Origin of the sequence: Celeribacter sp. SCSIO 80788, assembly GCF_051054295.1 — a bacterium.
Taxonomy (GTDB): domain Bacteria; phylum Pseudomonadota; class Alphaproteobacteria; order Rhodobacterales; family Rhodobacteraceae; genus Celeribacter.
The window spans coordinates 2,636,027-2,661,426 of record NZ_CP150482.1 but is presented as its reverse complement, the minus strand read 5'-3'; the positions used below and the strand labels follow the sequence as shown (position 1 = coordinate 2,661,426).

Sequence of the window (25,400 nt, the reverse complement as noted above, 5' to 3'; positions counted from 1 at the left end):
ATTCGTCCGATGCGGATATATGCGTGTTTCTGCATGTAAGAGTCATCTTATCGTGACGCGATGCGACATTTTAAATCTAGCATGGAAACCACGAAAAAAGCGCGCCGAAGCGCGCTTTCAATCTCGAAATTTTGCATATGTTCACTTGCAGGTCTTGGCAATCGCCTCGGCCAGAAGCGGCACGGTCTCGGCATTGAGACCGGCGATGTTCATCCGCGAATCGCCGACCATGTAAATGCCGAATTCTTCGCGCATCGTGAGCACTTCCTCAGGGGAGGCGCCGATGCGCGAGAACATGCCGCGGTGACGGGCGATGAAATCGAACCGGTCGCTGTTGGTCAGGCGTTTCAGCTCATCGGCGAGCTGTTGGCGCAGGCCCAGCATGCCGAGACGCACCTCTTCAAGTTCCGCCATCCAGTCGGCCTTGAGCGCCTCGTCATTCAGGATCATCGTCACCAGACGCGCGCCGTGATCCGGCGGGAAGGAATAGTTCTGGCGGTTGAGGAAGTTGAGCGTGCCTTGGGTCACGGCGGTCTGCTCGGCCTTCTCGGAGATCGCCATCAGGCAGCCGGTGCGCTCGCGGTAGATGCCGAAGTTTTTCGAGCACGAGGACGCCACCAGAAGTTCCGGCAGTTTGGAGGCCAGAAGACGGGTCGCCGCTGCGTCCTCTTCAATCCCGTCGCCAAAGCCCTGATAGGCGATGTCGACAAGCGCGGTCGCGCCTTTCTCGGCGATCAGATCGGCCACGAGACCGTATTGCTCCAGCGTCAGGTTCGCGCCCGTCGGGTTGTGACAGCAGCCATGCAGCAACACCACATCGCCCGCTTTCAACGCCTTGAGGCTCTCCATCATCGCATCGAAATCGACGGTGCAGGAAGCCTCGTCGAAATAGGCGTATTCGGCGTGGTTCAGATGCATGAACTTGATGATCGAGACGTGGTTCGGCCAGGTCGGATTGGAGGTCCAGACGGTGGTCTCCGGATCGACGAGCTTGGCAAGTTCAAGCGCCTGACGCACAGCGCCGGTGCCGCCCGGGGTCGCAATCGCACCCACGCGGGCATGGTCGACCGAGTCGCCCAGAACCATGGTCTTCATCGCCGCGCCAAAGGCCGGATCGCCGGAGAGCGCGGTGTAGCTCTTGGTGGTTTCCTCGTCCCAAAGCTTTTTCTCAGCCGCCTTGATTGCGCGCATGATCGGCGTATGGCCGGTCGCGTCCTTGTAGACGCCGACGCCAAGGTCGATCTTGGTCTCGCGCGGATCTTCGCGGTAGAACTGCATCAGTTGAAGGATTTTATCCGCCGGTTGCGGTTTCAGAGTGCTCAGCATTACGCCTCTCCAGTTGCGACTTTCAGGTCGCCATACATGCCCCATTCCGCCCAGGATCCGTCGTAAAGCGAAAAAGGTACGCCAAGACGGGTGAGCGCGAGGCCCAAAATCGCGGCGCTCGCCCCCGACCCGCAGGTGGTGATCGCCGGTTTGCTCAGATCGACGCCCGCGTTTTCGAAAATACGGCGCAGCGCTTCAATGGGTTTCAATGTGCCGTCCGGGTTCAAGACCTCGGGAAACGGCACGTTGCGAGAATTCGGGATATGGCCGGAGGCAAGCCCGGGGCGCGGTTCCGGCTCTTCGCCTTTGAACCGACCGGCAGAGCGCGCGTCGATAATGACGTAATCGCCGAGTTTGGAAGAGGCGGCCACCTGCGTCACATCGCGGACCAGCTCGGGCCGGGTTTCGACCACCATGTGCCGGTCGCGGATCACTGGCGGGATGTCGGTCACAGGGCGGCCTTCGGATTTCCATTTCGGCAGGCCGCCATCCAGAACGGCGACATTGTCCTGTCCGAAATATTTGAACATCCACCAGACGCGCGGCGCTGAGAAAATCCCGGAGGTGTCATAGACCACAACCTGATGCCCGTCGCCGATGCCAAGCGCGCGCATGCGGGACATGAATTTTTCCACCGGCGGCAACATATGCGGCAGATCGGAGCGCAGATCGGCCACCTCGTCAATATCGACAAACCGCGCACCGGGAATGTGTTCGCGCTCGTATTCGGCGCGACAATCGCGCTTGTCGGCGGGCATGTACCAGCTGGCATCGATCAGCCTGAGCTCTGGCGCCTTGAGGTTGTCGGCAAGCCAGGCGGTGGACACCAGTGTTTTCGGATCGCTCTCGGGCATGTGACCTCTTTCGGTCCTGAAGACAGTCGTTCCTGCCTTAACGTTACCGGCTTGCGGGTGCAAGCGATGCGAGGGGCACAGGTGGCTTGCCGGGACACAAAATGTCGTGCGGAGGTGAAAAGCGCTCAGTCGCCGTGGCGCAAGAGCCGTTGCTTTTGACGGCCCCAGTCGCGTTTCGCCTCGGTTTCGCGCTTGTCGACGTTCTTTTTGCCCTTGGCGATGCCGAGTTTGATCTTCACCTTGCCGCGATGGTTGAAATACATCACCAGCGGCACAAGCGTCATGCCCTGACGCCCGGTGGCCTGCCAAAGCCGGGCCAACTCGCGCCGCGACACCAAAAGCTTGCGCTTGCGGCGCTCTTCATGCGGGAACATCGCCTGCTCATAGGGGGCGATATAGGCGTTGGTCAGCCAGAGCTCGCCATTGTCGACCGAGGCATAGCTTTCGGCGATATTGGATTGCCCGGTGCGCAGAGATTTGACCTCGGAGCCGGTGAGTATGATGCCGCATTCTATGTCATCCTCGATGGCATAGTCGTAGCGCGCGCGCCGGTTCTCGGCGATCACCTTGTAGTTCTTTTCTTCCGGGGTCTGTTTTTTCTTGGCCATAGTGGAACGTCAGATAAGTCTTCCCCCGGCCCGTGTCCACAGGGGGCAGGGCATTGGGCATAGAAAAAGGGGCGTCATGCCCCTTTCCCGAGTGATCTGACAGGCTGATGCGATGGCCGGGTTACAGAAGCCCGGCGTGTTCCATCGCCGCCTTGATCGCGGCTTTGGTCTCGTCCGACAGCGACGTGAGCGGCAGGCGCACCTCGTCGGAGCAGAGCCCCAAAAGCGACATGGCATATTTCGCCCCGCAGACCCCCGGCTCAAGGAAGATCGCGATATGCAGCGGCATCAGCTTGTCGGTGATCTCGAGCGCTTTCGCGTAATCGCCCGCCTGCGTGGCGGCCTGCATCTCGGCACAAAGCTTCGGCGCGACGTTGGCGGTCACGGAGATACAGCCGACACCGCCATGGGCGTTGAACCCAAGCGCCGTGGCATCCTCGCCGGAAAGCTGACAGAACTCCGGCCCGCAGGCGATGCGGGTTTTCGGCACGCGGGACAGATCGCCGGTGGCATCCTTGACGCCGACGATGCGCGGCAGTTTCGCAAGCTCGGCCATGGTCGCGGTGGTCATGTCGATCACCGAACGGCCCGGAATGTTGTAGATCACGATCGGCAGGTCGGCGGCGTCGTGCATTGCGGTGAAATGCGCGATCAGGCCTTTTTGCGTCGGTTTGTTGTAATAGGGCGTCACCACGAGGGCGGCGTCGGCGCCGACTTTCGCGGCATGCCGGATCAGGTTCAGCCCCTCGGCCGTGTTGTTCGATCCGGCGCCCGCAATGACCGGCACGCGGCCCGCGGCGGTCTCGACCACGATCTCGATCACCTGCTGGTGCTCGGCATGGCTGAGCGTCGGCGACTCGCCGGTGGTGCCAACGGGCACGATGCCCGATGAGCCTTCGGCGATATGCCATTCGACCAAGCGTTTGAGCGTCGCGACATCCAGCTGGCCGTTCTTGAACGGCGTCACCAGTGCAGGAATGGATCCTTTGAACATCGTACGCTCCTTTTTCGCAGTGAGGGTCTCAGGTCATTCGCGCCCTGAGTCGCCCGTGAAAGTTCCGGCGGAAACTAGCCGCCTTCGCGCCGGTTCACAAGAATCTGTGTTGCTGTCCTGCGCGCGCGCGTACATCCTTGGGAAAAACCGAGCAGTCCCCACAAGATACCCCGAAGGCCCAGATCCGATCATGATCAAGAAGACCGCCATGAAGACGGCTTATGCATTTGTATTCGCAGCATTTTCTGCAATGTCCGCCACCGCCTCTCCCGAATCGGATGCGCTGACGCGGGCCAATGCGGCATGGGCGGAGGGCGATTGGCGACTGGCGCGTGAGGAAGCCCGCGGGATCGGGCGCGACATCATCGACTGGCAATACCTGCGTATGGGGCGTGGCACATTCGCCGAGTATCGCGATTTTCTGAAAAGCCATGCGGATTGGCCGGGTCTGCCGCTTCTGGCGGAAAAGGGCGAGGCGGTGATCCCGATCGATGCCGACCCGCGCAGCGTGATCGACTATCTCACGGCCTATCCGCCGCAAACCGGCGCGGGCGCGCTGCGTCTGATCGCGGCCTATGAGGCGCTTGGCCAGTCCGCGGATGCCCAGGCCGAAGCGGCACTGGTCTGGAACACGCTGGCCTTGAAAGCCGAGGAGGAACAGGTCCTTCTGGCACGCTATGGGGCGATCCTGAAATCGTCCCATGTGGCGCGCGCCGAGATGTTGCTCTGGCGGGATCGGTTCCGGGACGCGGAGCGGCTTGTGCCGAACCTGCCCGCGGGCTGGGACAAACTCATCGCCGCCACCGCCGTTCTGGTGCGCGACGAGGCGGGCGTGGACGAGGCGATTTCCGCCGTGCCGACGAGCCTCGCCGATCACCCGGTTCTGGCGCACGCGCGGTTCGAATGGCGGGTGCGTCGCGGGCGCAACGAGGATGCGGTGACGCTCTTGCTGCAACAGTCGGCGCCCGAGGGCTTGGGCAAGCCCGAGGTCTGGAGCGACCGCCGCCGCATGCTTGCGCGCCAGATGATGCGCGATGGCAAGTCACAGATCGCCTATACGGTCGCCGCCCGCCATGGGCTGACCCCGGACCAGAGCGACTATGCCGATCTCGAATGGCTCGCGGGCTATGTCGCGCTGCGCTATCTCAAGGAGCCGGGCAAGGCGCTCGATCATTTCAACCGCTTCCGCATGGCGGTGAGCACGCCGATTTCTCTGGGCCGCGCGGGCTATTGGGAGGGTCGGGCGCTCGAAGCCATGGGGGCGAAGGACGATGCCGCCGCCGCCTATGCTTTTGGCGCGCAGTTCCAGACCTCGTTCTACGGTTTGCTCGCGGCGGAGAAAATCGGCCGCTCCCTCGATCCGGCCCTGACCGGCGAGATGCGCTTTGCCGATTACAAACAGGCGTCCTTCATGGGATCCTCTGTGCTCAAGGCCGCATTGTTGCTTGAAGAGGCCGGGGATTTGCCGCAATCCGCGCGTTTCATGCGTCATCTGGGCGAAAGCCTCTCGCCGCAGGAGTTGGGGCAATTGGGCGATCTGGCACTCGACCACGATCCCTACCTTGCGGTTCTGGTGGCGAAATTCGCCGCCGATCAGGGCATTGTGCTCAATCGCGCCTATTACCCGCTTCATGCGCTCGCGAAGGCCGATCTTCCGGTCGAGCCGGAGCTTGCCATGGCCATCGCGCGACGCGAAAGCGAATTCTACCCCATGGCGCAGAGCCATGTCGGTGCGCGCGGTCTGATGCAGCTCATGCCGCGCACCGGGGCCGCGATGGCGGAAAAGCTGGGGATCGCGGGGTACACAGACGGTCAGCTCTTCGATCCGATCGTCAATGCCCGGCTCGGCTCCGCTTATCTGGCGCAGCTCGAAGAGGAGTTTGGCAACAACGTCATGCTCATCGCGGTGGGATATAACGCCGGCCCCTCGCGCGCCCGCGACTGGATCACCCGCTACGGCGATCCGCGCACGGGCAAGGTCGATCCGGTCGACTGGATCGAACACCTGCCGTTCCGCGAGACCCGCAATTACGTGATGCGGGTGGCCGAGAGCCTTCCGGTCTACCGCGCGCGTCTGCACGGAGAAACCGGGCCGATCCACCTGTCGAAAGAGCTTGCGGCGCGTTAAGCGCCCCGCACCTTGCGGGCGCGCAGGAAGGTGAACACGCCTGCGGCGACCACGATCGCCGCGCCGATCACCACATTGCTTCGGATCACGTCGCCAAAGACGAACAGCCCGAGCACGGCGGAAAACGGCAGTTGCAGATAGGCAAAGGGCTGGATCGCGGAGGCTTCCGATAGCTCATAGGCCTTGATCAGCAGGTAATGCGACGAGATCGAGGTCACACACAAAAGTCCCATCCAGAGCCAGTCCGTCGGAAGCATCGCTTCCCAGTACCAGACGCCGATCAGCGTGGTGACCACCGCGCCCGCGATCCCGGTATAGACAAAGGTCACATCTGCGCTGTCGAATCGCGCGACATAGCGGTTGAGCAATCCGTAAAGCGCGAAACAAAAGGCGGCGGCGATGGGGAAAATCGCGTTGAGGGAAAACACGCCGCTGCCCGGCTGGATGATGATCATCACGCCGATGAACCCGACCGCGACCGAGGCCCACCGCCGCCAGCCGATATGTTCACCCAGCACCGGTCCGGACAGCGCGGTGATCAAAAGCGGGTAGGCGGCAAAGATCGCGGGCGCATCCACCAGCCCCATGCGCACGAAGGCGGTGATCATGATCAGCACTTCAAAGGCCAGAAGCGCACCGCGAAAGAATTGCAGGCGCGGACGTGCCGAGCGCAGCACCGAGGCGAGCCGACCCTTGCGGGCCGCGAGCAACAGGACAAACCCCGCGAAGACCCAATAGCGGATCATCACGATCATAAAGACGTTATACGTCCCTGCGAGATGGCGGGAGATGCCGTCCTGCATCGCAAAGATGAAAGTCGCGGCGATCATCAGCCAGATGCCGAGCGCCGGGTTCTGTTTCGTCATGGTTTTGCCCCCTGGCTCATGTGACGTTTGCGGCCAAAACCAGGCGTGCGTTCGACGGCGAACCCCGCGTCGGTGAGTTTCTGGCGGACATGGCCGGCTGCCGTATAGGTCGCGAACGTGCCGCCCTTTGCCGTGTGACGTCCGACCTCACGCATCAGCTCTTCACCCCAAAGCTCCGGGTTCTTCGCGGGGGAAAACCCGTCGAGGAACCACGCATCTGCCTGACCGTCCCAATCGGCGAGGGTCTCGCGCGCATCGCCGATTTTCACCTCGACCTCGATTTGTCCCAACCGGAACCGGCGCTCACCTGTCTCCCATGCCGTTAAAAACGGTTTCGCAATCGCGGCGGCCTCGGGAAAAGCCTCAAGCGCCGTGGCAATGTCGGCGGCGGTCATCGGAAACGCCTCGAACGAGGTAAATCGCACCACGCCCGGCCCCTGCCAGATCAGCGCCAGTGCCAACATGTTGAGCCCGGTGCCGAACCCCAGCTCGGCCACCTGAAACCCGTCGCAAAGCCGTGCGGGCAGGGCATTTCCGGCAAGGAAAACATGTCGCGTTTCCTCAAGCCCGTTGCCGAGCGAGAAATAGGGATCGTCGAACTGTGTGGAGACAGGGATTTTCCCGTCACGCCATGCGATGCTGGCTGTCTGGTCGTTGGTCATGGGATGGCTTATGAGGGGATCGGTTTTGGCAGACCATGCTTTGGGTCGTGGTCACTTGCAACGGGTAAAAACGCAGATGGGCAGAGCGGAAATCACGATTTATGGCGCGGGCGCCTTCGGTCTGTCCTGCGGTTACGAGGCCGCGAAACGCGGTGCGAAGGTGCGTGTGATCGACCCTTACGGGGTCGGCCATGGCTCGTCCGGCGGCATCGTCGGGGCGCTCGCCCCGCATACGCCGGAGCGCTGGAATGCCAAGAAAGAGTTTCAGTTCCAAAGCCTGATCATGGCGCGCACCCACTGGCCGGAGGTCGAGGCGATGGGGGGCGTGTCTTCGGGTTACGGCAATCTGGGCCGGGTGCAGGCCATCAAGGACGAGCGCCAATTGCAGCTCGCCCGCGAGCGCGAAGATCAGGCAAAAGAGCTGTGGCAGGGCAAGGCCGAATGGCGTGTCGTGACGCAGGGCGAGACCGGCTATTGGGCGCCGATCAGCCCGACCGGGTATCTCATTCACGACACGCTGTCGGCGCGGCTCAACCCGTGGCGGGCCTGTGCCGCACTGGCCGCCGCGATCACGGCATTGGGGGGCGAGGTGGTGACCGAAGGCCCGGAAGAGGGCGCGGTGATCCATGCCTCCGGCTGGTGGGGGCTCCGCGCGCTCAATGAGGCGTTCGGCAAAGAGGTCGGTAATGGCGTCAAGGGTCAGGCTATCCTTTTGGATCTCTCCCTTCCCGAAGCGCCGCAGCTTTACGGCGAAAGCCTGCATGTCATCCCGCACGCGGACGGCACCACGGCGATCGGGTCCACATCGGAGCGCGACTTCGACAGTCCCGACACCACCGATGACCAAGCCGACGCGCTTCTGGCGCGTGCCCGCGACGCCGTTCCTGCGCTCCGGGATGCGCCGGAAATTCGCCGCTGGGCCGGGGTGCGCCCGCGCGCCAAATCCCGCGCGCCGATGCTGGGCGCCTGGCCCGACCGGGCCGGGCATTTCATTGCCAATGGCGGGTTCAAGATCGGCTATGGCATGGCGCCGCTCGCCGCACAGGTTTTGATTGACCTCGTGCTGGAGGGGCGCGACGCTGTCCCGGAAGAGTTCCGCGTGGAGGCGAGTCTATGAAAGTGACCTCTCTCGATCACCTCGTGCTGACCGTGGCCGACATCCCGGCGACCGTGGCGTTTTACACCGAGGCGCTGGGCATGGAGCCGGAAAAATTCCACCCGTCCGACGGCACAACGCGCCATGCGCTGCGCTTTGGGGCGCAAAAGATCAACTTGCATCAGGCCGGGCAGGAATTCGAACCGAAAGCCGCCCATGTGCAGGCGGGCTCGGGCGATCTGTGTTTCCTGACAGACATGCCGGTGGCCGACTGGATGCGGCATCTGTCGGACAAAGGCATCGGCGTTGTCGAAGGGCCGGTCAGCCGCACCGGCGCGACCGGACCGCTTTTGTCGATCTATCTGCGCGACCCGGACGGCAATCTGATCGAGGTCTCAAACCGGCTTTGAGGCAGCGTCCCTGAGCTTGGTCATCAGCTTTTCAAGCCCCGCTTCGGTGCGCTCATTGATCAACCGCCCCTGAGCGTCGAAGGCATGCGAACTGTCGGCCACCAGCACTTCCGGGGCTTGCAGAATCTGCGCGTTGAACGGGGTCATCGCCCAACGCAGACTATATTGCGACCGCTCCCCGCCCGCGCGCCCGGCGGCGGCGGACATGATGGCCAGAGGCTTGCCGTCCCACGGGCTCAGACCGGTGCGGCTGATCCAGTCGAGGGCGTTCTTGAGGAGGCCGGGGATCATCTTGTTGTACTCGGGCGTCGATATTATCACCGCATCGGCATCGCGGATTTGCGCGGCGAGCGTCATGACTTCGGGCGGCATGCCTTCCGCCTCAAGATCGGCGTCATAGAGCGGCAGCCGCAGGTTGGCCGCGGTGAACTCGCAGGGCCCAAAGAGCCGCACCGCCTCGTGCATCAGTTTCGTATTGGTCGAGGCGGCCCGCAGCGCACCCGATATGCCAAGAAGTTTGAGCATCAGAATTCCTTATTTTGGTCACGCCATCAGAAAGTTTTGCTTGAGCGATTGCCCCTAAAACATCAGCCTAGGAGCATGAGTTCAAATTCTTTGGAGCGGATGATGCAGAAAAGATATCAGGTTTTTATTAGCTCGACATTTTCCGATCTGCAAAATGCCCGCCAACATGTTTCCCAAGCACTTCTCAAAACGGATTGCTTTCCTGCTGGTATGGAGCTTTTTCCCGCGGCGGACGAAGAGCAGTTTGAATATATTAAAACGATAATTGACCAGAGCGATTACTATATTCTGATCTCTGCAGGCAAATATGGTTCCATCCATCCGGTAACGGGCCTCAGTTACACGGAAATGGAATACGATTATGCAGAGAAAACCAAAAAGCCGATCGTGCGCTTGCTCCATAAAGCTCCCTTTGAAACCTTGAAGGGCGCACATATTGAAGCCTCGGATGCCGGGAAGAAAAAGCTCAAAGCTTTCAGGGATAGGCTTACGCAAGCGAAACTTGTGAATTTCTGGGAAGATGAAAAGGAACTTGGTTTGTTGGTCGTCAGCGGATTGCTGGATGCGATGAAGCGTTATCCGGCTGTGGGTTGGGTGCGCGCGGATGGCCGGGCGAGTGAAGACGCGGAGTTGGAGATATATAAACTTAGAGAAGAGTTGGAGAGGACACAGAAAGCTATTCCAACAGCTTCGTTGGCAGAGGGTTTAGCTTTTCAACTTCCATTTACAGAAGCAACGATAGAAAATCTGGATGGCGGATTAGATTATGTGTATCTGTTTGATTTGTTGAGCCGAGTTGAAAGGGAATTAGACGATCCCTATTATGCCCGTGAGCGAATAAGGCCTAATCTAACTCGCTCCTTGACCGATGTTTCAGGATGTCGGCGAAGTTATGAAGATGCAGAGCTGCTTATAGACGCACTACTTTTGGACAAAGTTCTTACTATGAGTGCAAGTTCTAAGATGAGTCTAACGGTCACTGGCCGACAAATACTCGCAAAGGCTCGACTGGCGGGTGTGTTGCTACACTAAAACTCGACCCCCTGTTGCGCCTTCACCCCTGATCGGAACGGGTGTTTCACCAATTCCATCTCGGTTACCAGATCGGCGATTTCGATAATTTCTTCTTTCGCGTTCCGCCCGGTCAGGACGACATGGGTCAGGGGCGGTTTCTCCGTGGTGAGAAACGCCACAACCTCCGCGACGTCGAGATAATCATAGCGCAGCGCGATGTTGATCTCGTCGAGCAACACCATGCGGTTCTCCGGATTGCGGATCAGCTCTTTGGCCTTTTCCCATGCCGCCTTCGCCATTTCGATGTCGCGGGCCTTGTCCTGTGTCTCCCAGGTAAAGCCCTCGCCCATCGTATAAAACTGGCAGATGTCGGAGAAATGTTCGGTGATCAGATCGCGTTCGCCACAGTCCATGCCGCCCTTGATGAATTGCACCACGGCAGAGGGCATCCGATGCGCGATACAGCGGAAAATCATCCCGAAGGCGGCGGAGCTTTTGCCCTTGCCCTTGCCGGTATGGACGATGATCAGACCTTTCTGATCGGTCTTGGTTGCCATGATCTTGTCGCGGGCGGCCTTTTTCTTGGCCATCTTGGCGGCGTGGCGGTCAAGGTCGTTTTGGTCTGACATGCGTCCTCCCGGTCAGAAAAACAGTTGTACGAAGATCGGTGCGATCAACGAGGTGAAAATCGCGTTGAGCACCATGCCGATCCCGGCGAAAGCGCCCGCCGTGCCATCGACCTGAAACGCGCGCGCCGTGCCGATGCCGTGCGCGGCCACACCTGTGGCAAAGCCGCGTGCCCGATAGTCGCGCACTCCGATGAGGTTGAGAAGGGGTGTCGTGACGACAGCGCCGATCACACCGGTGATCAGAACGAGCGCTACGGTCAGGGTCGACAACCCGCCGATGGTCTCGGACACGCCGATGGCGACCGGCGACGTCACGGCCTTTGGCACGAGCGACAGCAACACTTCGCCGCGCAGGCCGCAGGCATAGCCAATCAAAGTGGCCGATACCATCGCGACCAGCCCACCCGCGACGAGAGCGGCAAGCATCGGTACGGCGCTTTTCTTGATCCGTTCCCAGTTCTTCCAAAGCGGCACGGCGAGTGCCACGGTGGCCGGGCCGAGCAGGAAGTGAACGAATTGCGCGCCTTCGAAATAGGTCGTGTAGCTGGTCTTGGTGATCACCAAAAGCGTCGACAGCAGGATCATCGAGATCAGCACCGGGTTCACGAACGGCCGGTTGCCGGACAGGTTAAACGCGCCGAGACCGATCAGATAGGCCAGAAGCGTGAGCGTCAGCCACAAAAGCGGGCTGGTGGAGAGATAGCTCCAGATGTCGAGAATCTCAGTCATTTTGCCGCTCGTCCTTATATCCGCGCGCCTGATTGACGAATTTGAACGTCAGTGCCCCCGCCGCGATGGACAGCACCGTCGATCCCACGAGAGCAGCGGCCAGAGGCAGGCCGATGGTCGACATCTGATCGAGATATTGCACGATGCCGACGCCCGCAGGCACGAACAGAAGCGAGAGATGCGACAGCAGCCCGCTCGCGGTTTTCTCGATGGCGGGGCCGACACGGGGCCGCGTCAAAAGCAGGATCGCCAGAAGGATCATACCAATGACAGGGCCGGGCAGGGGCAGGGAAAAGGAGCGGGCCAGGATTTCGCCAATCAGCTGAAATCCGAGGAGAATGCCGAAATGCAGGATCATATGCGTGCCTCATTGCTGCGCCGGATGACGCGGCGGCAGTTTTACGCGCTTGCGCGAGGGCTGCAAGCACACAAGCCTGTGCAAGGAGAGGCACATAGCGGACATGAAAAAGGCGCACCCCTCACGGATGCGCCCTTCCCGTCAGATCGAGAGGCTTTATTTTGCCGGAACCGCCGTCGCCTGCGTGCGGCTGAAATGCTGGGCATTCAGGCGGAACACCAGCGCGATCATGGCGAACTGGAAGCCAAAGGCGATGGCGGTGATCACCCAATAGATCACGCTGAATTTTTCGATCACCCCGGCCTGCACCAGACCGGCGTTGACGAAAAACTGGATCAGCACCGAAAGCGCCACCCCCGGACAGACCAAAGCATAGGAGCCGGGCGAGGTTTTCGAGCCAAAGACGAAATCCTTGAAATAGCCCTGACGTTTCAAAACGACGAGGCCGAGCCCGAGGAAGACGACTTGCAGCGACAGCATGCGCGCAAGGAACATCATCGTGCTGGCCGGGTCGGAATGACCGGCAAAGGTATGAAGCCCGTGCGCCTGACGCATGAAGAGGATCGACAGGATCGTCACGATCGGGATCACGATCAAAAGCGTCGGCCCGGATTCCTCATGGGTGCCGTAGTGCAGCATCGAGTTGAACGCCGTGGTCAGTGCGACCAGCGCATAGATCAGGGCGGCAACGGCAAAGAAGGTCGACAGTACAAGCGCGATGGCAACGATCCACGGCACGGTGGACATGGCGGCAGGGGCGGCAAAGCCCACGCCCACCATCGACAGTGCGAAGGCCGGAAGCATCTGAGCGAAAGAGTTGTGCGAGGTCACATCGAACACGCCCCCCTTGGCAAGCACCCGCCCCAAGAAATCGCCGATGATCGACAGCGCGATCCAGCCGATGACCCCAAAGGCGATCATTGCGAAGGGGAAAAGATATTCCACCACGGTCCAGAGCCCCGGCACATAGACCATGCCCGCCACGAACAGCGCATTCACCGACATGGCAAGCGCCAGAGGCATCGCGAGCAGGGTCGATTCGGCGTTCGAGCTGCGCAGCGCCTGAAACCGCTCGGTCTTCTTGAGCGCCGCATATTGGCCGAGATTCCAGATCAGGTGTTTGAGGTTGAGAAAGACGAAGACGGCAATGCCGAGCCAGGCCACCAGAATGGCGATTTTCATCGGCAGGGCACCGATGGAAAAGGCCGCGAGGATGTCTTCGAACACCGGCACGGGGCGGCCCGGATGGGGCACCCAGAACATGAGATACATGAAGAAGGTGACAGAGAGGCCACCGGCGCCGAGCGAGGCGAGGAAGTACGTCGGGACGTAATGGTCCGCTGCACGTGTCGGTTTCATGGAAGGTCTCCTGAGATATATTCCTTTTGTCGAATGTATTTTGGGGAAAAGATATATCTATGACACATGTCAAAACGCCGCGCCACCAAGGCGCCGGCGACAAAACGCCGAATGCAATGCCGATCTTGCGGAAATTTGGCCTGTCTTTTGAGCCAACTGGTTCTTGGTGCAACAAAGCGCTAGGTGTTTGGCGCATCGTAACATGTTGTTCGGGGGGACAATGAAACTGGCGCGCATCACCACCTATCCGGTCAAAAGTCTGACCGGATCGGATCACGCAGCCGTCAAGGTTCAACCGATCGGCATCGAGGGCGATCGGCGCTGGGCAGTTGTCTATCCGAACGGGACCGTGGCGACGCGCCGGGAATTGCCGCGCATGGCGCATCTGAGCGCGGTCTGTACGCCCTATGGCCTCTCGATTTCCTTTGAAGGCGCGCGTCTCGATGTGCCCTATCCCTCTGGTGCCCCGACCTCGGCCAAAGTCTTTTCCAGCGTGATCGAAGGCGTCGAGGATGCGGGCAATTATGCCTCGCATTTCCTGTCCTCCGCGCTCGAACGCGAGGTGCGCCTCGTCTGGTTCCCCGATACGGCCCGTCGCCCGGTGTCCCGCGCCTATGCGGGGGAGGGGTATTTCACCGCTTTCTCAGATGGTTATCCGCTGCTTTTGACGACTCAAGCGTCTCTGGCCGAGTTGAATGCCGAACTGGCCGCCCCGGTCGAGATGCAGCGGTTTCGCCCCAATATCGTGATTGCCGGGGATATCGAGCCCTGGTCCGAGGACACATGGCGGGTGATCCGCATCGGCTCCACGATCTTTCGCGTGGTCAAGCCCTGTGAGCGCTGTGTCATGGTCACTCAGGACCCGCAGACCGGAGAACAGACCCATCCGCGCGAACCGCTCGCGACTCTCGGGCGCATTCACCGCGCCGTCACCGGCAAGATCATCTTCGGTCAGAATCTGGTGGTCGAGGAAGAGGGTAACATCGTTCTGGGCGATGAGGTCGAGGTGCTGGAGCAAGGTCCGTCCAACATGCTCGATCCGAAGCGCGGCGGTGAGCAGTCGTTTTAGCTGACCCCATGGCATAAGCTGCGGGTTGCGTGAGCGTCCGGTTTTCAAGGTCCCCGAACCGGGGTTAACCCTTTGTTAACCATGTCCGACGACACTCGCGACATGAAACCGATCTTTGCCCTTCTTGTCCCTCTCCTCCTGTCCGGCTGCGTCGCCGACAGTCCCGCGCTCGGCTATTCCCGCGCGGGGTTTTATCCGGTGGAGATCGGCGGCAACAGCTATCGCGTCTACACCGAAGAAACCCGGAACTGCGTCGAGGTGCATCGCGTCAACATGGTCTTTCCTCCGCCTTCGCGCAGGCTGATCCTGACACAGATGGAAACCGCAGCCATGCAGGCCACGGGGTGCAAGATCAAGAAGGGCACGTTCATCGGCGATCAGGCGATGTCGAAAGGCCAGCTCGATTGTTCCGAAGGCCCCGGCGCCAAGGATTGGGTGCCCGGCACCTGCAACACGCGCCCTTGGGGATGAGCTTTACACCGGCTTCTGAAAGGTGATCGACGTCGGTCGGTCATAGCCCGCATGCGCCTTGCGCCCGGTCTCGACAAATCCGAGCCGGGTGAACACCGCATGGTTCTCCGTCAACTCCACCCGCGTCTCCAATTCCAAAAGATTCAGCCCCAATTCGCGCGCGCGCTCCTCCGCCACGCCGATCAAGGCTCGCGCCAATCCTTTGCCCTGCATCGCCTCCGCCACGGCGAGCTTGCCGATGTAGAGCCGTCCGGGCTTTTCCGTCAGGATCACGCAGGCAATGAGTGGTGTTCCGATACCCCAAAGCTCCTTCGTTCGGGCGTCGTCCGTCAGGCTCTCAAGTGTCATCCGATGCATCGAAGACGGCGGATCGATCCGCCCCTCCATCCCGGCAAAAGCGCCTCTGATCAACTCCAGCGCTTCGGCCACACGCGCATCTTCCGGCGCTATCCGTTCGGGTGTCATCGAAGCCTCTCCAAAAGCCCCCGCGCCGAATTCGATCGGGGCCGCCACAGCCCGCGCTCCATCGCCTCGATCAACCGCTCCGCAATCTCGCAGAGCGCGGGCGCATTGTGCTCGGCGATGAAGTCGCGCGTGTCATCGTCCTCGATAAACGCCGCATGCACCAGATCGAAATGATGGTCCTTCACCGCATGGGTCGTGGCGGCGAAGGCGAACATATAGTCCACCGTCGCGGCAATCTCGAACGCGCCTTTGTAACCATGCCGTTTGACGCCCTCGATCCATTTCGGATTGACCACGCGGGACCGGACCACCCGACCGATCTCCTCGTCGAGCGTGCGGATCACAGGCCGTTCCGGTCGCGAATGGTCGTTGTGGTAGATCGGGCGATCACGGCCCTGAAGCGTCGCCACCGCCGCCGCCGCCCCGCCTTCGAACTGGTAATAATCGTCACTGTCCAACAGGTCGTGTTCGCGGTTGTCCTGATTCTGCACGATGGCCTCGACCTCTGAAAGCCGCGCTTCGAACCCAGCGCGATCCTTCACACCTTCCTGGGCCGCACCGTAAGCATAGCCGCCCCATTCGAGATACGCCGCCGCCAGATCGGCCTTGTCCGTCCAGATCCGCTCGTCGATCATCGCCTGAAGCCCGGCACCGTAAGCCCCCGGTTTCGAGCCGAACACACGGGATTTGCCCTCTCCACGCCGCGCCCGTGCTGCCGCCGGGTTGTCCGCCTCGGGCTCATCAAGGGCCTGAACGGCCCGCGCCGCACTGTCGACAAGGGCGATCAATTGCGGGAAGGCATCGCGGAAAAAACCCGATACCCGAAGGGTCACATCCACACGAGGGCGCCCCAAAACAGAGGCGGGCAAGATTTCAAATCCGGTGACACGGCGCGACATCGTATCCCATGTCGGCTTGACCCCCATCAGCGCCAGAGCCTGCGCAATATCATCGCCGCCGGTCCGCATGTTCGCCGTGCCCCACGCGGTGATCAGCAGGCTGCGCGGCCAGTCGCCATGCTCCTGCAAATGCCGCTCAATCAGCAGGTTGGCGGATTTCCATCCCAATTGCCACGCGGTCTGCGTCGGGACGGCACGGGCGTCGACGGAATAGAAATTCTTCCCCGTCGGCAAAACATCGAGCCGCCCGCGCGTCGGCGCACCGGAGGGGCCGGACGGGACAAACCGGCCCGCAAGCCCGGTCAGAAGCGCCTCCATCTCGGCGGGGCCACAGGCGGCGACCATGGGCAGAACGTCCGCCCGCAAGTTCTCGAGCACGGCCTGTGACGCGGGGCCGGGGGCGTCCAATCCCTCGTCCAGAAGCTGTGCGGAATAAAGCTCGATCCGCTCGACCGTATCGCCATGCGTCCGCCAGATGTCGGCGCTGGTTTCGATCAGGCATTCAGGCCGTTCATCCCCGAAGGCTTGCGCCAGATCGCAGTCGAGCGGATCGAAATTCAGACCCAAATCCAGCGCAATCGCCCGAATGAGAGATGCATTGCGCCCCTTGCCGTCGCCGCGCGGCACCCGCATCAGTGCAAGCGCCAGATCGCGCGCCAGACGTCCTTCCGGGGCGGTGCCAAAGATGTGCAGCCCGTCGCGGATCTGTGCCTCCTTGAGTTCGCACAGATAGGCGTCGAGCTTGGCCAGATCGCCGTCCTCATCCGTGCCCGTCATGCCGACGTCGCGGTCCAGACCGGTCACGGAACTCAGGCTCAAAATCTCCCGGCGCAGGGTTGAGATGCGGCGCGGATCGACGCCTGCGGCTTCGAAATATTCGTCCACCAAAGCCTCCAGATCGCGCAGCGGGCCGTAGGTTTCCGCGCGGGTGAGAGGTGGCGTCAGGTGGTCGATGATCACGGCCTGCGCCCGGCGTTTGGCCTGTGTCCCTTCGCCGGGATCGTTGACGATGAACGGGTAAAGATGCGGCGTCGGGCCGAACACCGCCTCGGGCAGGCAGGCGTCCGAGAGCGCCACAGCCTTGCCCGGCAGCCATTCCATATTGCCATGCTTGCCCATGTGAATCACAGCCTGCGCGCCGAAGCTTTGGCGCAGGTAGAGGTAGAAGGCGAGGTAATTGTGCGGCGGCACGAGGTCCGGGGAATGGTAGGTCTCGGTCGGGTCGATGTTATAGCCCCGCGCGGGTTGCACGCCCACCACGACATTACCGAAGGTCAGGATCGAGAGGGCAAAACCCTCCTCGGTCGCGAAAGGATCGTCTTCCGGCTGGCCCCATCTCTCCTCGATCTGTTGCCGCACCGGCTCGGGCAGGGTCTCATAGCGTGCGCGATAGTCGGCAAGCGCCATCCGCACGCCGCCCTGCCGTGCCGCGCGATCCGTCAGCCAGTTGGTCGGGCCGCGCATAATCTGTTGCATCAGATCGTCGCTGTCGGGGGGCGGGGCGTCGACGACATAGCCCTCCGCCGCCAGCCGATGCAGTGTGTTCACCGTCGCGGCGGGAGTGTCGAGGCCGACACCATTCGCCAGCCGCCCGTCCTTGTTCGGATAGTTCGCCAAAACCAGCGCGACTTTGCGTTCGGCGCGCGGCATGCGGCGCAGGCGCGCCCAGTTGGCGGCAAGCTCTGCAACAAAGCCAATCCGGCTCTCCTCCGCGCGATAGGTGGCGATGGTGCATTCGGTGGCGTCGTCGCGATAGGCCTCGCCCTTGAACGACACCGCGCGGGTCATCACCCGCCCGTCCACCTCCGGCAAAGCCACGTTCATCGCGATGTCCCGCGCCGACAGCCCGCTGGTCCCGGTTTCCCATGCCTCATGCGACGATCCGGCCAGCACGACCTGAAACACCGGCGCGCGATTGGTCGCGGGGTTGCTCAGGGGCGTGTCCGTGCCGCCGCTTTCTAGCGTGCCGACGGCAAAGGCGGTGCAATTGAGAATGACCTCCGGCGGGGCCTCCCGAAACAGGCTCTCCAATGTGGCGGCGGAGACCGGGTCTTTCAGGGAGGCGACAAAGACGGGCAGAGGGTTGAGGCCTCGTGCCATCAGCGCTTCGATCAGACCATTGATCGGGCCAAGCCCCGCGCCCTGCACCAGTGCGCGGTAGAACACCAGCGGTACGACGGGCGCGCCCTCGGTCCACAGCTTCTCAAGCTGACCGAGATCGGCAACACCCTTGCCCGGCCAATAGAGACCCGCCCGCAACAGCGGCTTGGCCGGGGCGGGTTTCTCGCCACCGTCGAGCATGGCGCGGGCATAGGACAGGAACGCGACCGCATTCTCCGCTCCGCCCTCGGTCAGATAGGACCAAAGCCGGTGATAATCCTCTGTCGAAACGGTCGAAAGCGCGGCCAGCTCTGCATCGGGTTTGTCATCGCCCGGAAGCGCGACGAAGGCCACGCCCGCCTCATGCAACCGTGCGGCATATTGTTCGAGGCCGTATTTCCAATAGCCCGCGCCTCCCAGCACGCGCGCGATCACCATCCGGGATTTGGTGGCGCATGTGTCGAGATGCAGATCGACCGACATCGGGTGACGCAGATGCAGGAGCGAGGCAAGCCGCAGCGTTGGCGCCTCCGTCATCGCGGCACGGGCCTCCGACAAAAGCGCCAGTTCCGTGTCCGCCGCCGAGATCACCACCAGATCGGCGGGGCTTTGTCCAAGGTCCACGGCCTCGCTGCCGTCGTCGATCGAACCGGGGGTGGCGGCGAGCAGATGCATCGCTTCTCCTTGTCACGCCCCGCGTTTCGGGGCATTGCTCGGAAAACTCCAAAGAGGTCTCCGATGGATTATTCGAAAATGGGCGGGCCGAAAAAGCTCTCCGGCGCGCCGAAACATGGCGAGCACAAACGCCAGCAGCCGAAAGGCAAGCAAACGCCGAAAGCCGAACTTCTGGCGCGGATGAAAGCGGCTGCGGATAAGAAGAAGGCCGACTGACGGCCTTCCCTTTACGCCTTCAACGCGGCTTCGATCGCGGCGCGGTCGAGCCCCGCCTCGCCGATGACGACAAGCTGCGACAGCCGTGGCGCGGTGCCGAAGGGCTGATCGAAATAGCTGTCGACGCGCGGCCCCACGGCCTGAAGCGTCAGGCGCATCGGCTTGTCCCGGACTGCGACAAACCCCTTGAGCCGCAGGATGTCGTGGTCCCGGATCACCTTGGCGACCTGTTCGGCAAAGGCTTTCGGGTCCTCGATCTCGGGCCGGATCACCACGAAGCTCTCGAACTCGTCATGGCCGTGCTCATGGGGATGATCGTCGTGGTGGTCGTGATCATCATGATCGTCGTCATGATGGTGGTGATGTACCTCGTGGCGGGCCGCAAGATCGCTCTCGGCGCCGATCCCCTGTCCCAAAAGCACATCCACCGGCAAAGCCCCCATGCTCGAACGCAAGACATGTACGCCCGGCCGCGCCTCTCCCTTGAGCTTGCGCACCAGTGCTTCCGCCTGATCCTCACCCAGAAGATCCGCCTTGTTCACCACGATCATGTCGGCGCAGGCGATCTGATCCTCGAACAATTCGGACAGTGGTGTCTCATGATCGAGGTTCTCGTCCAGCTTGCGCTGCGCATCCACGGCGGCGACGTTATGGGCGAATTGCCCTTCGTCCACCGCCTTGCCATCGACCACGGTCACAACGCCATCGACGGTGACCTGTGTCGAAATCTCCGGCCAGTTGAACGCCCGTACCAAAGGTTGCGGCAAGGCAGGCCCTGAGGTTTCGATCACGATGTGATCCGGCTTGTCTTCGCGCGCCAAAAGCTTTTGCATCGTCGGAATGAACTCATCGGCCACGGTGCAACAGATGCAGCCATTCGACAGCTCCATCACATCCTCGTCCCGACAGGTCGCATCGCCGCAGCCCTTGAGAATGTCGCCATCAATGCCAAGATCGCCGAATTCGTTGATGATCAGGGCAATGCGTTTGCCGTCGGCATTCGCCAACATGTGCCGGATCAGGGTCGTTTTGCCCGCACCGAGAAAGCCCGTCACGACGGTCGCAGGAATTTTCGCTGCCATATCAGTATCCTTTGAAAAACGCCGGGGCCAAAGCCCCGGCTCCGGCTCACGCCGACAGCGTGCGCGAGGACACGAGACCGGTCTTGCCCAGCCCCTTGATCGCTTTCGCACCCGCCAGAACGGCGAGATCCACCAGCGGCTCAAGGATGATGACGGTCATATAGGCACCGCCGAACATGCCGACTGCGGCAAGGCTTTCAGCCGAGAAACCCTGACCGTAAAACGCCCAGAACCCGACCCAGATCACGATCCCCGCCTGATAGGTGGTCGAAAGCGCCAGCGCCTGTTTGTAGGATACATCGGCATAGGCGGTCTCTGGCGCGATGATGCGCTGCGCTACGGCTTTGATGCCGAACAAAGGCACCAGAAGCGTGGTGACGTTCATGCCGTATTGCGGCAGGTCGAAGGGGGCGAAAAACACGCCCTGCGCCAGAAGCCCGAGCGCCAGACCGAGTGCCGCGGGGGCCGCTCCGAACAGCAGGAACAAGGTGGAGCCGAGGATCAGGTGGACTTCGGAAACCCCCACCGGATAATGCGGCAGGACCTGAAAGAACACGAAAACGGCGGCGGTCGAAATCACGGTCCGGGCCAGAAACGACCCCACGCCCTGATCGCGCAGCGCGCCGATGCTTTCCTTGAGTGTGTAGAGACCAGCGCCAGCCGCGGTGGCATAAGACAGTGCGATCTTCGCACCGGTGACAATACCGGGTTCGATATGCATCGAATGATCCTCCATAGCCGTCATCCCCGACGGCGGGTTGAGTTATGTGGTCAGGGCAGGTCTCCTGGCTCACGGGTCAAAGCGCTCTCGTCACCTTCCCAAGGTTTCCCTCAGTGGTATGCCGACGGGCACTCTCCGCTTACAGTCGCGGGGGCGGCTGTGGCCTTGTGCTCCGGTATGGATCACACGCACCACATTCCCATTTCTCCCCGAACGCTTTTGCGTCTGTGCCGGGGAACCATGACGCGCCTATTTGGTGCGTGCAGCATGGCAGGGTCAAGCGTTTTGCGGCGTCCTGCCGTCGCTTCCCCCTCCACCGACCCCATATATGCAATATTTTGTGGATAACTCCGCCCTTTTCCCCATATCTCGCGTTGCCCCCGTTGACTCAGGCGCTCCCCTCCCGAACAGTTTTCTTTCACAAGGAATCAGGAACAGGTCGCTTTGCGTTTCACCCGTCTGCGTCTCAATGGCTTCAAAAGCTTTGTGGACCCCACCGATCTCGTGATCGCGGATGGGCTGACCGGGGTTGTCGGGCCGAACGGTTGCGGCAAATCCAATCTTCTCGAGGCGCTGCGCTGGGTGATGGGGGAAAACCGGCCCAAGGCGATGCGCGGTGCGGGCATGGAAGACGTGATCTTCGCAGGTGCCTCGACCCGTCCGGCGCGCAACTTCGCCGAAGTTTGCCTGATGATCGACAATTCGGAACGTCTCGCGCCCGCAGGCTTCAACGACAGCGATTCTGTCGAGATCATTCGCCGGATCACCCGGGACGCGGGCTCCGCCTACAAGGTGAATTCCAAGGATGTGCGCGCTCGCGACGTCTCCATGCTCTTCGCCGACGCCTCCACCGGCGCGCATTCGCCCGCGCTGGTGCGGCAGGGGCAAATCTCCGAACTGATCAACGCAAAACCCACGGCCCGCCGCCGCATCTTGGAGGAAGCCGCCGGGATTTCCGGCCTGTATCAGCGCCGCCACGAAGCGGAGTTGAAACTCAAGGGGGCGGAAACCAACCTCGCCCGGGTCGATGACGTGATCGAACAGCTCGCCAGTCAACTGGCTTCGCTTGCGCGTCAGGCGCGTCAGGCCGCGCGTTATCGCGAAATCGGGGTCGAGCTGCGCCATGCCGAGGGGCTTTTGCATTACCGGCGCTGGCGCGATGCGGATCATGCGCGCGCCGAGGCGGAAGACATCCTGCGCACCCGGTTGCGGCAAGCTTCCGAGGCCGAACGCCTCGCCCGAGAGGCCGCCAAACAGCGGGAAACTCTTGAAGAGGCTCTGCCGCCGCTCCGCGAGGAGGAGGCCATCGCCGCCGCCGTGTTGCAGCGTCTCACCGTGTCACGCGATCAGCTTTCCGACGAGGAGCGCCGGGCGCGTGAGATGATCGAAACCCTGTCGCGCCGGATCGACCAGTTGGTCGCCGACATGGCCCGCGAGGAGCAGCTCAACAAAGACGCGGGCGAAACCATCGCGCGGCTCGAATGGGAACAACGCGAGTTGATCAAGGCCGCCGATGGTCATGAACCGCGCTTGTTGGCCGCGGCGGCGGAGGCCTCCGAGGCCAGCCAGATTCTGGCGGATCGCGAAACCGCGCTCACCCAGATGACCGAAGACGTCGCCCGTCTTGCGGCGCGGCACCAATCGGCGAACCGCTTGGTCGAGGACAATCGCAAAACGCTGGACCGTGCGCGCGGCGAGGCGGATCGCGCCCGCGGGGCCGTTGACGAGGCGCGGACCACGCTCGCCCGCTCCGCCGAAGTGCTCGAAGAAGCCGAGGTCCGACAGGAAGAGGCGGTCGCCCGCGCCGAAGAGGCCGAGGCGATGCTGATCGAGGCCGACGAAGCCCGGACAGAAGCACAATCGCGCGAGGCCGTGGCGCGTGCCGCGCGCTCGGAAGCGGAGGGCGAGGTGGGGGCGCTCAAGGCCGAAGTGGCGGCTTTGGCGAAAATGCTCGACCGTGATCAGATCGGCGGCAAGCAATTGCTCGATCTGGTCAAGGTCAAATCAGGATATGAAAAAGCGCTCGGTGCCGCGCTTTCCGATGATTTGCGACAGCCTGCGATTGAGGCCTATCAGGCCTCCGGTTGGGTCACCCTGCCGGATTACCCGGACGATCAGGACTTGCCCAACGGTGTCGAGCCGCTGGAAGACTATGTCACCGCCCCGCCGGTTCTCGGGCGTCGCCTGTCGCAAATCGGACTGGTGCGTGCGGAAGACGGCGCGCGGTTGCAGGCCGATCTCGAACCCGGTCAGCGGCTGGTGTCCATGGAAGGCGACCTGTGGCGTTGGGACGGCTATCGTGCGGGCGCAGAGGATGCGCCCTCCGCCGCCGCGCTGCGTTTGCAGCAACTCAACCGGCTCGAGGACCTGAAACAGGAGCTCGTCGCCGCCGAGGCCAAGGCCGGCGGTGCCGCTCAGGCGCATGAGCATCTCAAGGCCGAACTGACCCGACTGACCGAAGCCGACCGCATGGCCCGCGAGGCCCGCCGCGATGCGGATCGCGCCCTGTCGGAGGCCGCGCGGACACTGTCGAAGGTCGAGAATGAAAAGACCTTGGCCGAGGGCAAGGTCGAAAACCTCGGTCTTGCCGTGGCGCGTCATGAGGAAGAGGCGCGCGGCGCCGATCAACGGCTGCGGGAGGCGGAAAAGGCAGTCAAGGACCTGCCCGATCTCGACGCCGCGCGCTCCGACATTGAGCAGGTGAAACTGGCCGTCGAGGCCGCGCGGATCACCATGATGACCAAGCGGTCGTCCCATGACGAGATCCGCCGCGAAGGCGAGGCCCGCACCCGGCGAAGCCAGGAAGTGACCAAAGAGCTGTCCGGCTGGCGGCACCGTCTCGATACGGCGGGCAAACGGATTGCCGAGCTTCAGGATCGCAAGGAAGCGACTGAGGAAGAGCTGTACGAGGCCGCCGCCCAGCCCGAGGAAATCGCCGAAAAACGCGAAGCCCTGCTGGCGCAGATCGAAGAGGCGGAGCACCGTCGCAAACGGGCCTCCGATGCGCTCTTTGTCGCAGAGGAAAGCCTGCGCGAGACGGTTCATGCGGAGCGCGAGGCGGAGCGGCTGGCCTCCGAGGCGCGTGAAACCCGCGCCGCCGCAGAGGCCCGTCGGGACGCGGCGAAAGAGACGGTGGAGGCCGCGATCGAGCGCATCCGCGAGGAGTTGGAAACCACGCCCGCCAAGCTGTTGGAAGAGCTCGACGTCGACCCGGAGAAAATCCCGCCGCATGGTGAGATCGAGGTGGATGTGAACCGCCTCAAACGCCTGCGCGACAGTCTCGGCGCGGTGAACCTGCGGGCCGAGGAAGACGCGAAAGAGGTGCGTGAAGAACACGATACCCTCTTGAAAGAAAAGCAGGATCTCGAAGAGGCGATCAAGACACTGCGCTCGGGGATTGCGTCCCTGAACCGGGAAGGCCGTGAACGCCTGCTCACCGCTTTCGAGCAGGTCAACAGCAACTTCTCCATGCTGTTCACCCACCTGTTCGGCGGTGGCGAAGCACGTCTCATGATGGTTGAAAGCGACGATCCTCTGGAGGCCGGGCTTGAGATCATGTGTCAGCCGCCGGGCAAGAAATTGTCGACCCTCTCGCTCCTCTCTGGTGGTGAACAGACGCTCACCGCACTCGCCCTGATTTTCGCCGTGTTCATGGCCAACCCGGCGCCGATCTGTGTGCTCGACGAGGTGGACGCGCCGCTGGACGACGCCAACGTGACGCGGTTCTGCGACATGCTCGACGAGATGACCCAGCGCACCGACACACGGTTTCTGGTGATCACCCACCACGCCGTCACCATGGCCCGCATGGACCGCCTGTTCGGCGTGACCATGCAGGAACAGGGCGTCTCACAACTGGTTTCCGTGGACCTGAAAAAGGCCGAAGCGCTTGTTGCGTAACTTCGGTGTTGCGCGGTCTTTGGGGGGGTGGACTCTTAAGACTTTTCCAACAATTCGTCTCTAATCCTAACGATGCCGTAATCTATTACGGTGACAGGAGGTGATGACACTGGAAGAACACTCGTTTCGCAAATGGATGGTGATCATTGCTGCGGCAACGCTGGCCGTGACAATCGTCCGCCTCTGGATCGGGCTGTAACCCGAAAAAGAGAGACCCGGCGGAGCTGCAACTCTGCCGGGCCAT

Annotated in this window: 23 protein-coding genes and 1 riboswitch; of the genes, 8 read left to right on the top strand and 15 right to left on the bottom strand. The window is 62.0% G+C overall.

Translation table 11 applies throughout. The annotated features are described in order from the left end of the window. Nucleotides 1-141 precede the first annotated feature (141 nt). The 4 genes from V1471_RS13435 to dapA form a co-directional block, all read right to left on the bottom strand. Nucleotides 142-1,326 carry an aromatic amino acid transaminase gene (locus V1471_RS13435; protein WP_434289453.1) on the bottom strand — a complete coding sequence of 395 codons (1,185 nt, stop codon included), beginning with the start codon at nt 1,324-1,326 and terminating at the stop codon, nt 142-144. Continuing rightward, nucleotides 1,326-2,180, bottom strand: coding sequence for a 3-mercaptopyruvate sulfurtransferase (gene sseA, locus V1471_RS13430; protein ID WP_434289451.1), 855 nt, complete (start codon nt 2,178-2,180; stop codon nt 1,326-1,328). The genes V1471_RS13435 and sseA overlap by 1 nt, the downstream gene beginning before the upstream one ends. A 125-nt stretch (nt 2,181-2,305) precedes the next feature. After that, nucleotides 2,306-2,788 carry an SsrA-binding protein SmpB gene (gene smpB, locus V1471_RS13425; RefSeq protein ID WP_434289449.1) on the bottom strand — a complete coding sequence of 161 codons (483 nt, stop codon included), beginning with the start codon at nt 2,786-2,788 and terminating at the stop codon, nt 2,306-2,308. A 121-nt stretch (nt 2,789-2,909) separates the two neighbouring features. Continuing rightward, on the bottom strand, nt 2,910-3,782 hold the full coding sequence (gene dapA / locus V1471_RS13420) for a 4-hydroxy-tetrahydrodipicolinate synthase (RefSeq protein WP_434289447.1): 873 nt from the start codon (nt 3,780-3,782) through the stop codon (nt 2,910-2,912). A 208-nt stretch (nt 3,783-3,990) separates the two neighbouring features. Between dapA and V1471_RS13415 the strand changes: the two genes are divergently transcribed. Further along, a complete protein-coding gene (locus V1471_RS13415) occupies nt 3,991-5,910 on the top strand; it encodes a lytic transglycosylase domain-containing protein (RefSeq protein WP_434289445.1) in 1,920 nt (639 codons plus the stop codon). Here V1471_RS13415 and V1471_RS13410 read toward each other — a convergent pair. Together V1471_RS13410 and mnmD are read right to left on the bottom strand one after the other, a co-directional pair. Next, a complete protein-coding gene (locus V1471_RS13410) occupies nt 5,907-6,776 on the bottom strand; it encodes a DMT family transporter (protein WP_434289443.1) in 870 nt (289 codons plus the stop codon). The two genes, V1471_RS13415 and V1471_RS13410, sit on opposite strands and share 4 nt — an antisense overlap. Next, nucleotides 6,773-7,438 (bottom strand): tRNA (5-methylaminomethyl-2-thiouridine)(34)-methyltransferase MnmD, encoded by a 666-nt coding sequence (gene mnmD, locus V1471_RS13405; protein ID WP_434289442.1) that lies wholly within the window; start codon nt 7,436-7,438, stop codon nt 6,773-6,775. The genes V1471_RS13410 and mnmD overlap by 4 nt, the downstream gene beginning before the upstream one ends. Nucleotides 7,439-7,514: 76 nt before the next feature. On the opposite strand from mnmD, the gene V1471_RS13400 reads away from it, so the two are divergent. Continuing rightward, the gene (locus tag V1471_RS13400) at nt 7,515-8,555 is read left to right on the top strand and encodes an NAD(P)/FAD-dependent oxidoreductase (protein WP_434289440.1); all 1,041 of its coding nucleotides are present in this window, start codon (nt 7,515-7,517) and stop codon (nt 8,553-8,555) included. Further along, nucleotides 8,552-8,944 (top strand): VOC family protein, encoded by a 393-nt coding sequence (locus V1471_RS13395; protein WP_434289438.1) that lies wholly within the window; start codon nt 8,552-8,554, stop codon nt 8,942-8,944. The genes V1471_RS13400 and V1471_RS13395 overlap by 4 nt, the downstream gene beginning before the upstream one ends. On the opposite strand, the gene V1471_RS13390 is transcribed toward V1471_RS13395, so the two are convergent. Then, nucleotides 8,930-9,469: an NADPH-dependent FMN reductase gene (locus V1471_RS13390; RefSeq protein ID WP_434289436.1), complete on the bottom strand. Its 540-nt coding sequence runs from the start codon at nt 9,467-9,469 to the stop codon at nt 8,930-8,932. The genes V1471_RS13395 and V1471_RS13390 overlap by 15 nt on opposite strands. Nucleotides 9,470-9,571: 102 nt before the next feature. Here V1471_RS13390 and V1471_RS13385 point away from each other — a divergent pair, with 102 nt between their 5' ends. Continuing rightward, nucleotides 9,572-10,501: a DUF4062 domain-containing protein gene (locus tag V1471_RS13385; protein WP_434289435.1), complete on the top strand. Its 930-nt coding sequence runs from the start codon at nt 9,572-9,574 to the stop codon at nt 10,499-10,501. Here the strand turns inward: V1471_RS13385 and cobO are convergent. The 4 genes from cobO to V1471_RS13365 form a co-directional block, all read right to left on the bottom strand. Then, on the bottom strand, nt 10,498-11,112 hold the full coding sequence (cobO, locus tag V1471_RS13380) for a cob(I)yrinic acid a,c-diamide adenosyltransferase (RefSeq protein ID WP_434289433.1): 615 nt from the start codon (nt 11,110-11,112) through the stop codon (nt 10,498-10,500). The genes V1471_RS13385 and cobO overlap by 4 nt on opposite strands. A 12-nt stretch (nt 11,113-11,124) precedes the next feature. Next, nucleotides 11,125-11,841 carry an LrgB family protein gene (locus V1471_RS13375; protein ID WP_434289432.1) on the bottom strand — a complete coding sequence of 239 codons (717 nt, stop codon included), beginning with the start codon at nt 11,839-11,841 and terminating at the stop codon, nt 11,125-11,127. Beyond that, a complete protein-coding gene (locus V1471_RS13370) occupies nt 11,834-12,199 on the bottom strand; it encodes a CidA/LrgA family protein (RefSeq protein WP_434289430.1) in 366 nt (121 codons plus the stop codon). The genes V1471_RS13375 and V1471_RS13370 overlap by 8 nt, the downstream gene beginning before the upstream one ends. A gap of 156 nt (nt 12,200-12,355) precedes the next feature. Next, nucleotides 12,356-13,558: a TsoY family (seleno)protein gene (locus V1471_RS13365; RefSeq protein ID WP_434289429.1), complete on the bottom strand. Its 1,203-nt coding sequence runs from the start codon at nt 13,556-13,558 to the stop codon at nt 12,356-12,358. Nucleotides 13,559-13,778: 220 nt separating this feature from the next. Here V1471_RS13365 and V1471_RS13360 point away from each other — a divergent pair, with 220 nt between their 5' ends. Then, entirely contained in the window at nt 13,779-14,627 is an 849-nt protein-coding gene (locus V1471_RS13360) for an MOSC domain-containing protein (RefSeq protein WP_434289428.1), read from the top strand. 102 nt (nt 14,628-14,729) lie between these two features. After that, a complete protein-coding gene (locus tag V1471_RS13355) occupies nt 14,730-15,098 on the top strand; it encodes a hypothetical protein (protein WP_434289426.1) in 369 nt (122 codons plus the stop codon). A gap of 3 nt (nt 15,099-15,101) precedes the next feature. Here V1471_RS13355 and V1471_RS13350 read toward each other — a convergent pair whose 3' ends face one another. Further along, nucleotides 15,102-15,563, bottom strand: a complete 462-nt coding sequence (locus V1471_RS13350; protein ID WP_434289425.1) for a GNAT family N-acetyltransferase — start codon at nt 15,561-15,563, stop codon at nt 15,102-15,104. After that, nucleotides 15,560-19,237, bottom strand: a complete 3,678-nt coding sequence (cobN, locus tag V1471_RS13345; RefSeq protein ID WP_434289423.1) for a cobaltochelatase subunit CobN — start codon at nt 19,235-19,237, stop codon at nt 15,560-15,562. Before cobN ends, V1471_RS13350 begins: the two co-directional genes overlap by 4 nt. 63 nt (nt 19,238-19,300) lie before the next feature. On the opposite strand from cobN, the gene V1471_RS13340 reads away from it, so the two are divergent. Further along, nucleotides 19,301-19,453: a hypothetical protein gene (locus V1471_RS13340; protein WP_198403431.1), complete on the top strand. Its 153-nt coding sequence runs from the start codon at nt 19,301-19,303 to the stop codon at nt 19,451-19,453. Nucleotides 19,454-19,464: 11 nt separating this feature from the next. On the opposite strand, the gene cobW is transcribed toward V1471_RS13340, so the two are convergent. Both cobW and V1471_RS13330 read right to left on the bottom strand, forming a co-directional pair. Further along, nucleotides 19,465-20,535, bottom strand: coding sequence for a cobalamin biosynthesis protein CobW (gene cobW / locus V1471_RS13335; RefSeq protein WP_434289421.1), 1,071 nt, complete (start codon nt 20,533-20,535; stop codon nt 19,465-19,467). 46 nt (nt 20,536-20,581) lie between these two features. After that, nucleotides 20,582-21,256, bottom strand: coding sequence for an energy-coupling factor ABC transporter permease (locus tag V1471_RS13330; protein ID WP_434289419.1), 675 nt, complete (start codon nt 21,254-21,256; stop codon nt 20,582-20,584). Between the two features lie 37 nt (nt 21,257-21,293). Beyond that, nucleotides 21,294-21,514: riboswitch (cobalamin riboswitch) on the bottom strand. A 186-nt stretch (nt 21,515-21,700) separates the two neighbouring features. On the opposite strand from V1471_RS13330, the gene smc reads away from it, so the two are divergent. Next, the gene (smc, locus tag V1471_RS13325; RefSeq protein ID WP_434289417.1) at nt 21,701-25,156 is read left to right on the top strand and encodes a chromosome segregation protein SMC; all 3,456 of its coding nucleotides are present in this window, start codon (nt 21,701-21,703) and stop codon (nt 25,154-25,156) included. Nucleotides 25,157-25,400 lie beyond the last annotated feature (244 nt).

What these genes read in the sequence shown, in the direction of transcription:
- V1471_RS13435 (WP_434289453.1), bottom strand. Translation starts at nt 1,326, where the DNA reads ATGCTGAGCACTCTGAAACCGCAACCGGCGGATAAAATCCTTCAACTG.
- sseA (WP_434289451.1), bottom strand. Translation starts at nt 2,180, where the DNA reads ATGCCCGAGAGCGATCCGAAAACACTGGTGTCCACCGCCTGGCTTGCC.
- smpB (WP_434289449.1), bottom strand. Translation starts at nt 2,788, where the DNA reads ATGGCCAAGAAAAAACAGACCCCGGAAGAAAAGAACTACAAGGTGATC.
- dapA (WP_434289447.1), bottom strand. Translation starts at nt 3,782, where the DNA reads ATGTTCAAAGGATCCATTCCTGCACTGGTGACGCCGTTCAAGAACGGC.
- V1471_RS13415 (WP_434289445.1), top strand. Translation starts at nt 3,991, where the DNA reads ATGAAGACGGCTTATGCATTTGTATTCGCAGCATTTTCTGCAATGTCC.
- V1471_RS13410 (WP_434289443.1), bottom strand. Translation starts at nt 6,776, where the DNA reads ATGACGAAACAGAACCCGGCGCTCGGCATCTGGCTGATGATCGCCGCG.
- mnmD (WP_434289442.1), bottom strand. Translation starts at nt 7,438, where the DNA reads ATGACCAACGACCAGACAGCCAGCATCGCATGGCGTGACGGGAAAATC.
- V1471_RS13400 (WP_434289440.1), top strand. Translation starts at nt 7,515, where the DNA reads ATGGGCAGAGCGGAAATCACGATTTATGGCGCGGGCGCCTTCGGTCTG.
- V1471_RS13395 (WP_434289438.1), top strand. Translation starts at nt 8,552, where the DNA reads ATGAAAGTGACCTCTCTCGATCACCTCGTGCTGACCGTGGCCGACATC.
- V1471_RS13390 (WP_434289436.1), bottom strand. Translation starts at nt 9,469, where the DNA reads ATGCTCAAACTTCTTGGCATATCGGGTGCGCTGCGGGCCGCCTCGACC.
- V1471_RS13385 (WP_434289435.1), top strand. Translation starts at nt 9,572, where the DNA reads ATGCAGAAAAGATATCAGGTTTTTATTAGCTCGACATTTTCCGATCTG.
- cobO (WP_434289433.1), bottom strand. Translation starts at nt 11,112, where the DNA reads ATGTCAGACCAAAACGACCTTGACCGCCACGCCGCCAAGATGGCCAAG.
- V1471_RS13375 (WP_434289432.1), bottom strand. Translation starts at nt 11,841, where the DNA reads ATGACTGAGATTCTCGACATCTGGAGCTATCTCTCCACCAGCCCGCTT.
- V1471_RS13370 (WP_434289430.1), bottom strand. Translation starts at nt 12,199, where the DNA reads ATGATCCTGCATTTCGGCATTCTCCTCGGATTTCAGCTGATTGGCGAA.
- V1471_RS13365 (WP_434289429.1), bottom strand. Translation starts at nt 13,558, where the DNA reads ATGAAACCGACACGTGCAGCGGACCATTACGTCCCGACGTACTTCCTC.
- V1471_RS13360 (WP_434289428.1), top strand. Translation starts at nt 13,779, where the DNA reads ATGAAACTGGCGCGCATCACCACCTATCCGGTCAAAAGTCTGACCGGA.
- V1471_RS13355 (WP_434289426.1), top strand. Translation starts at nt 14,730, where the DNA reads ATGAAACCGATCTTTGCCCTTCTTGTCCCTCTCCTCCTGTCCGGCTGC.
- V1471_RS13350 (WP_434289425.1), bottom strand. Translation starts at nt 15,563, where the DNA reads ATGACACCCGAACGGATAGCGCCGGAAGATGCGCGTGTGGCCGAAGCG.
- cobN (WP_434289423.1), bottom strand. Translation starts at nt 19,237, where the DNA reads ATGCATCTGCTCGCCGCCACCCCCGGTTCGATCGACGACGGCAGCGAG.
- V1471_RS13340 (WP_198403431.1), top strand. Translation starts at nt 19,301, where the DNA reads ATGGATTATTCGAAAATGGGCGGGCCGAAAAAGCTCTCCGGCGCGCCG.
- cobW (WP_434289421.1), bottom strand. Translation starts at nt 20,535, where the DNA reads ATGGCAGCGAAAATTCCTGCGACCGTCGTGACGGGCTTTCTCGGTGCG.
- V1471_RS13330 (WP_434289419.1), bottom strand. Translation starts at nt 21,256, where the DNA reads ATGCATATCGAACCCGGTATTGTCACCGGTGCGAAGATCGCACTGTCT.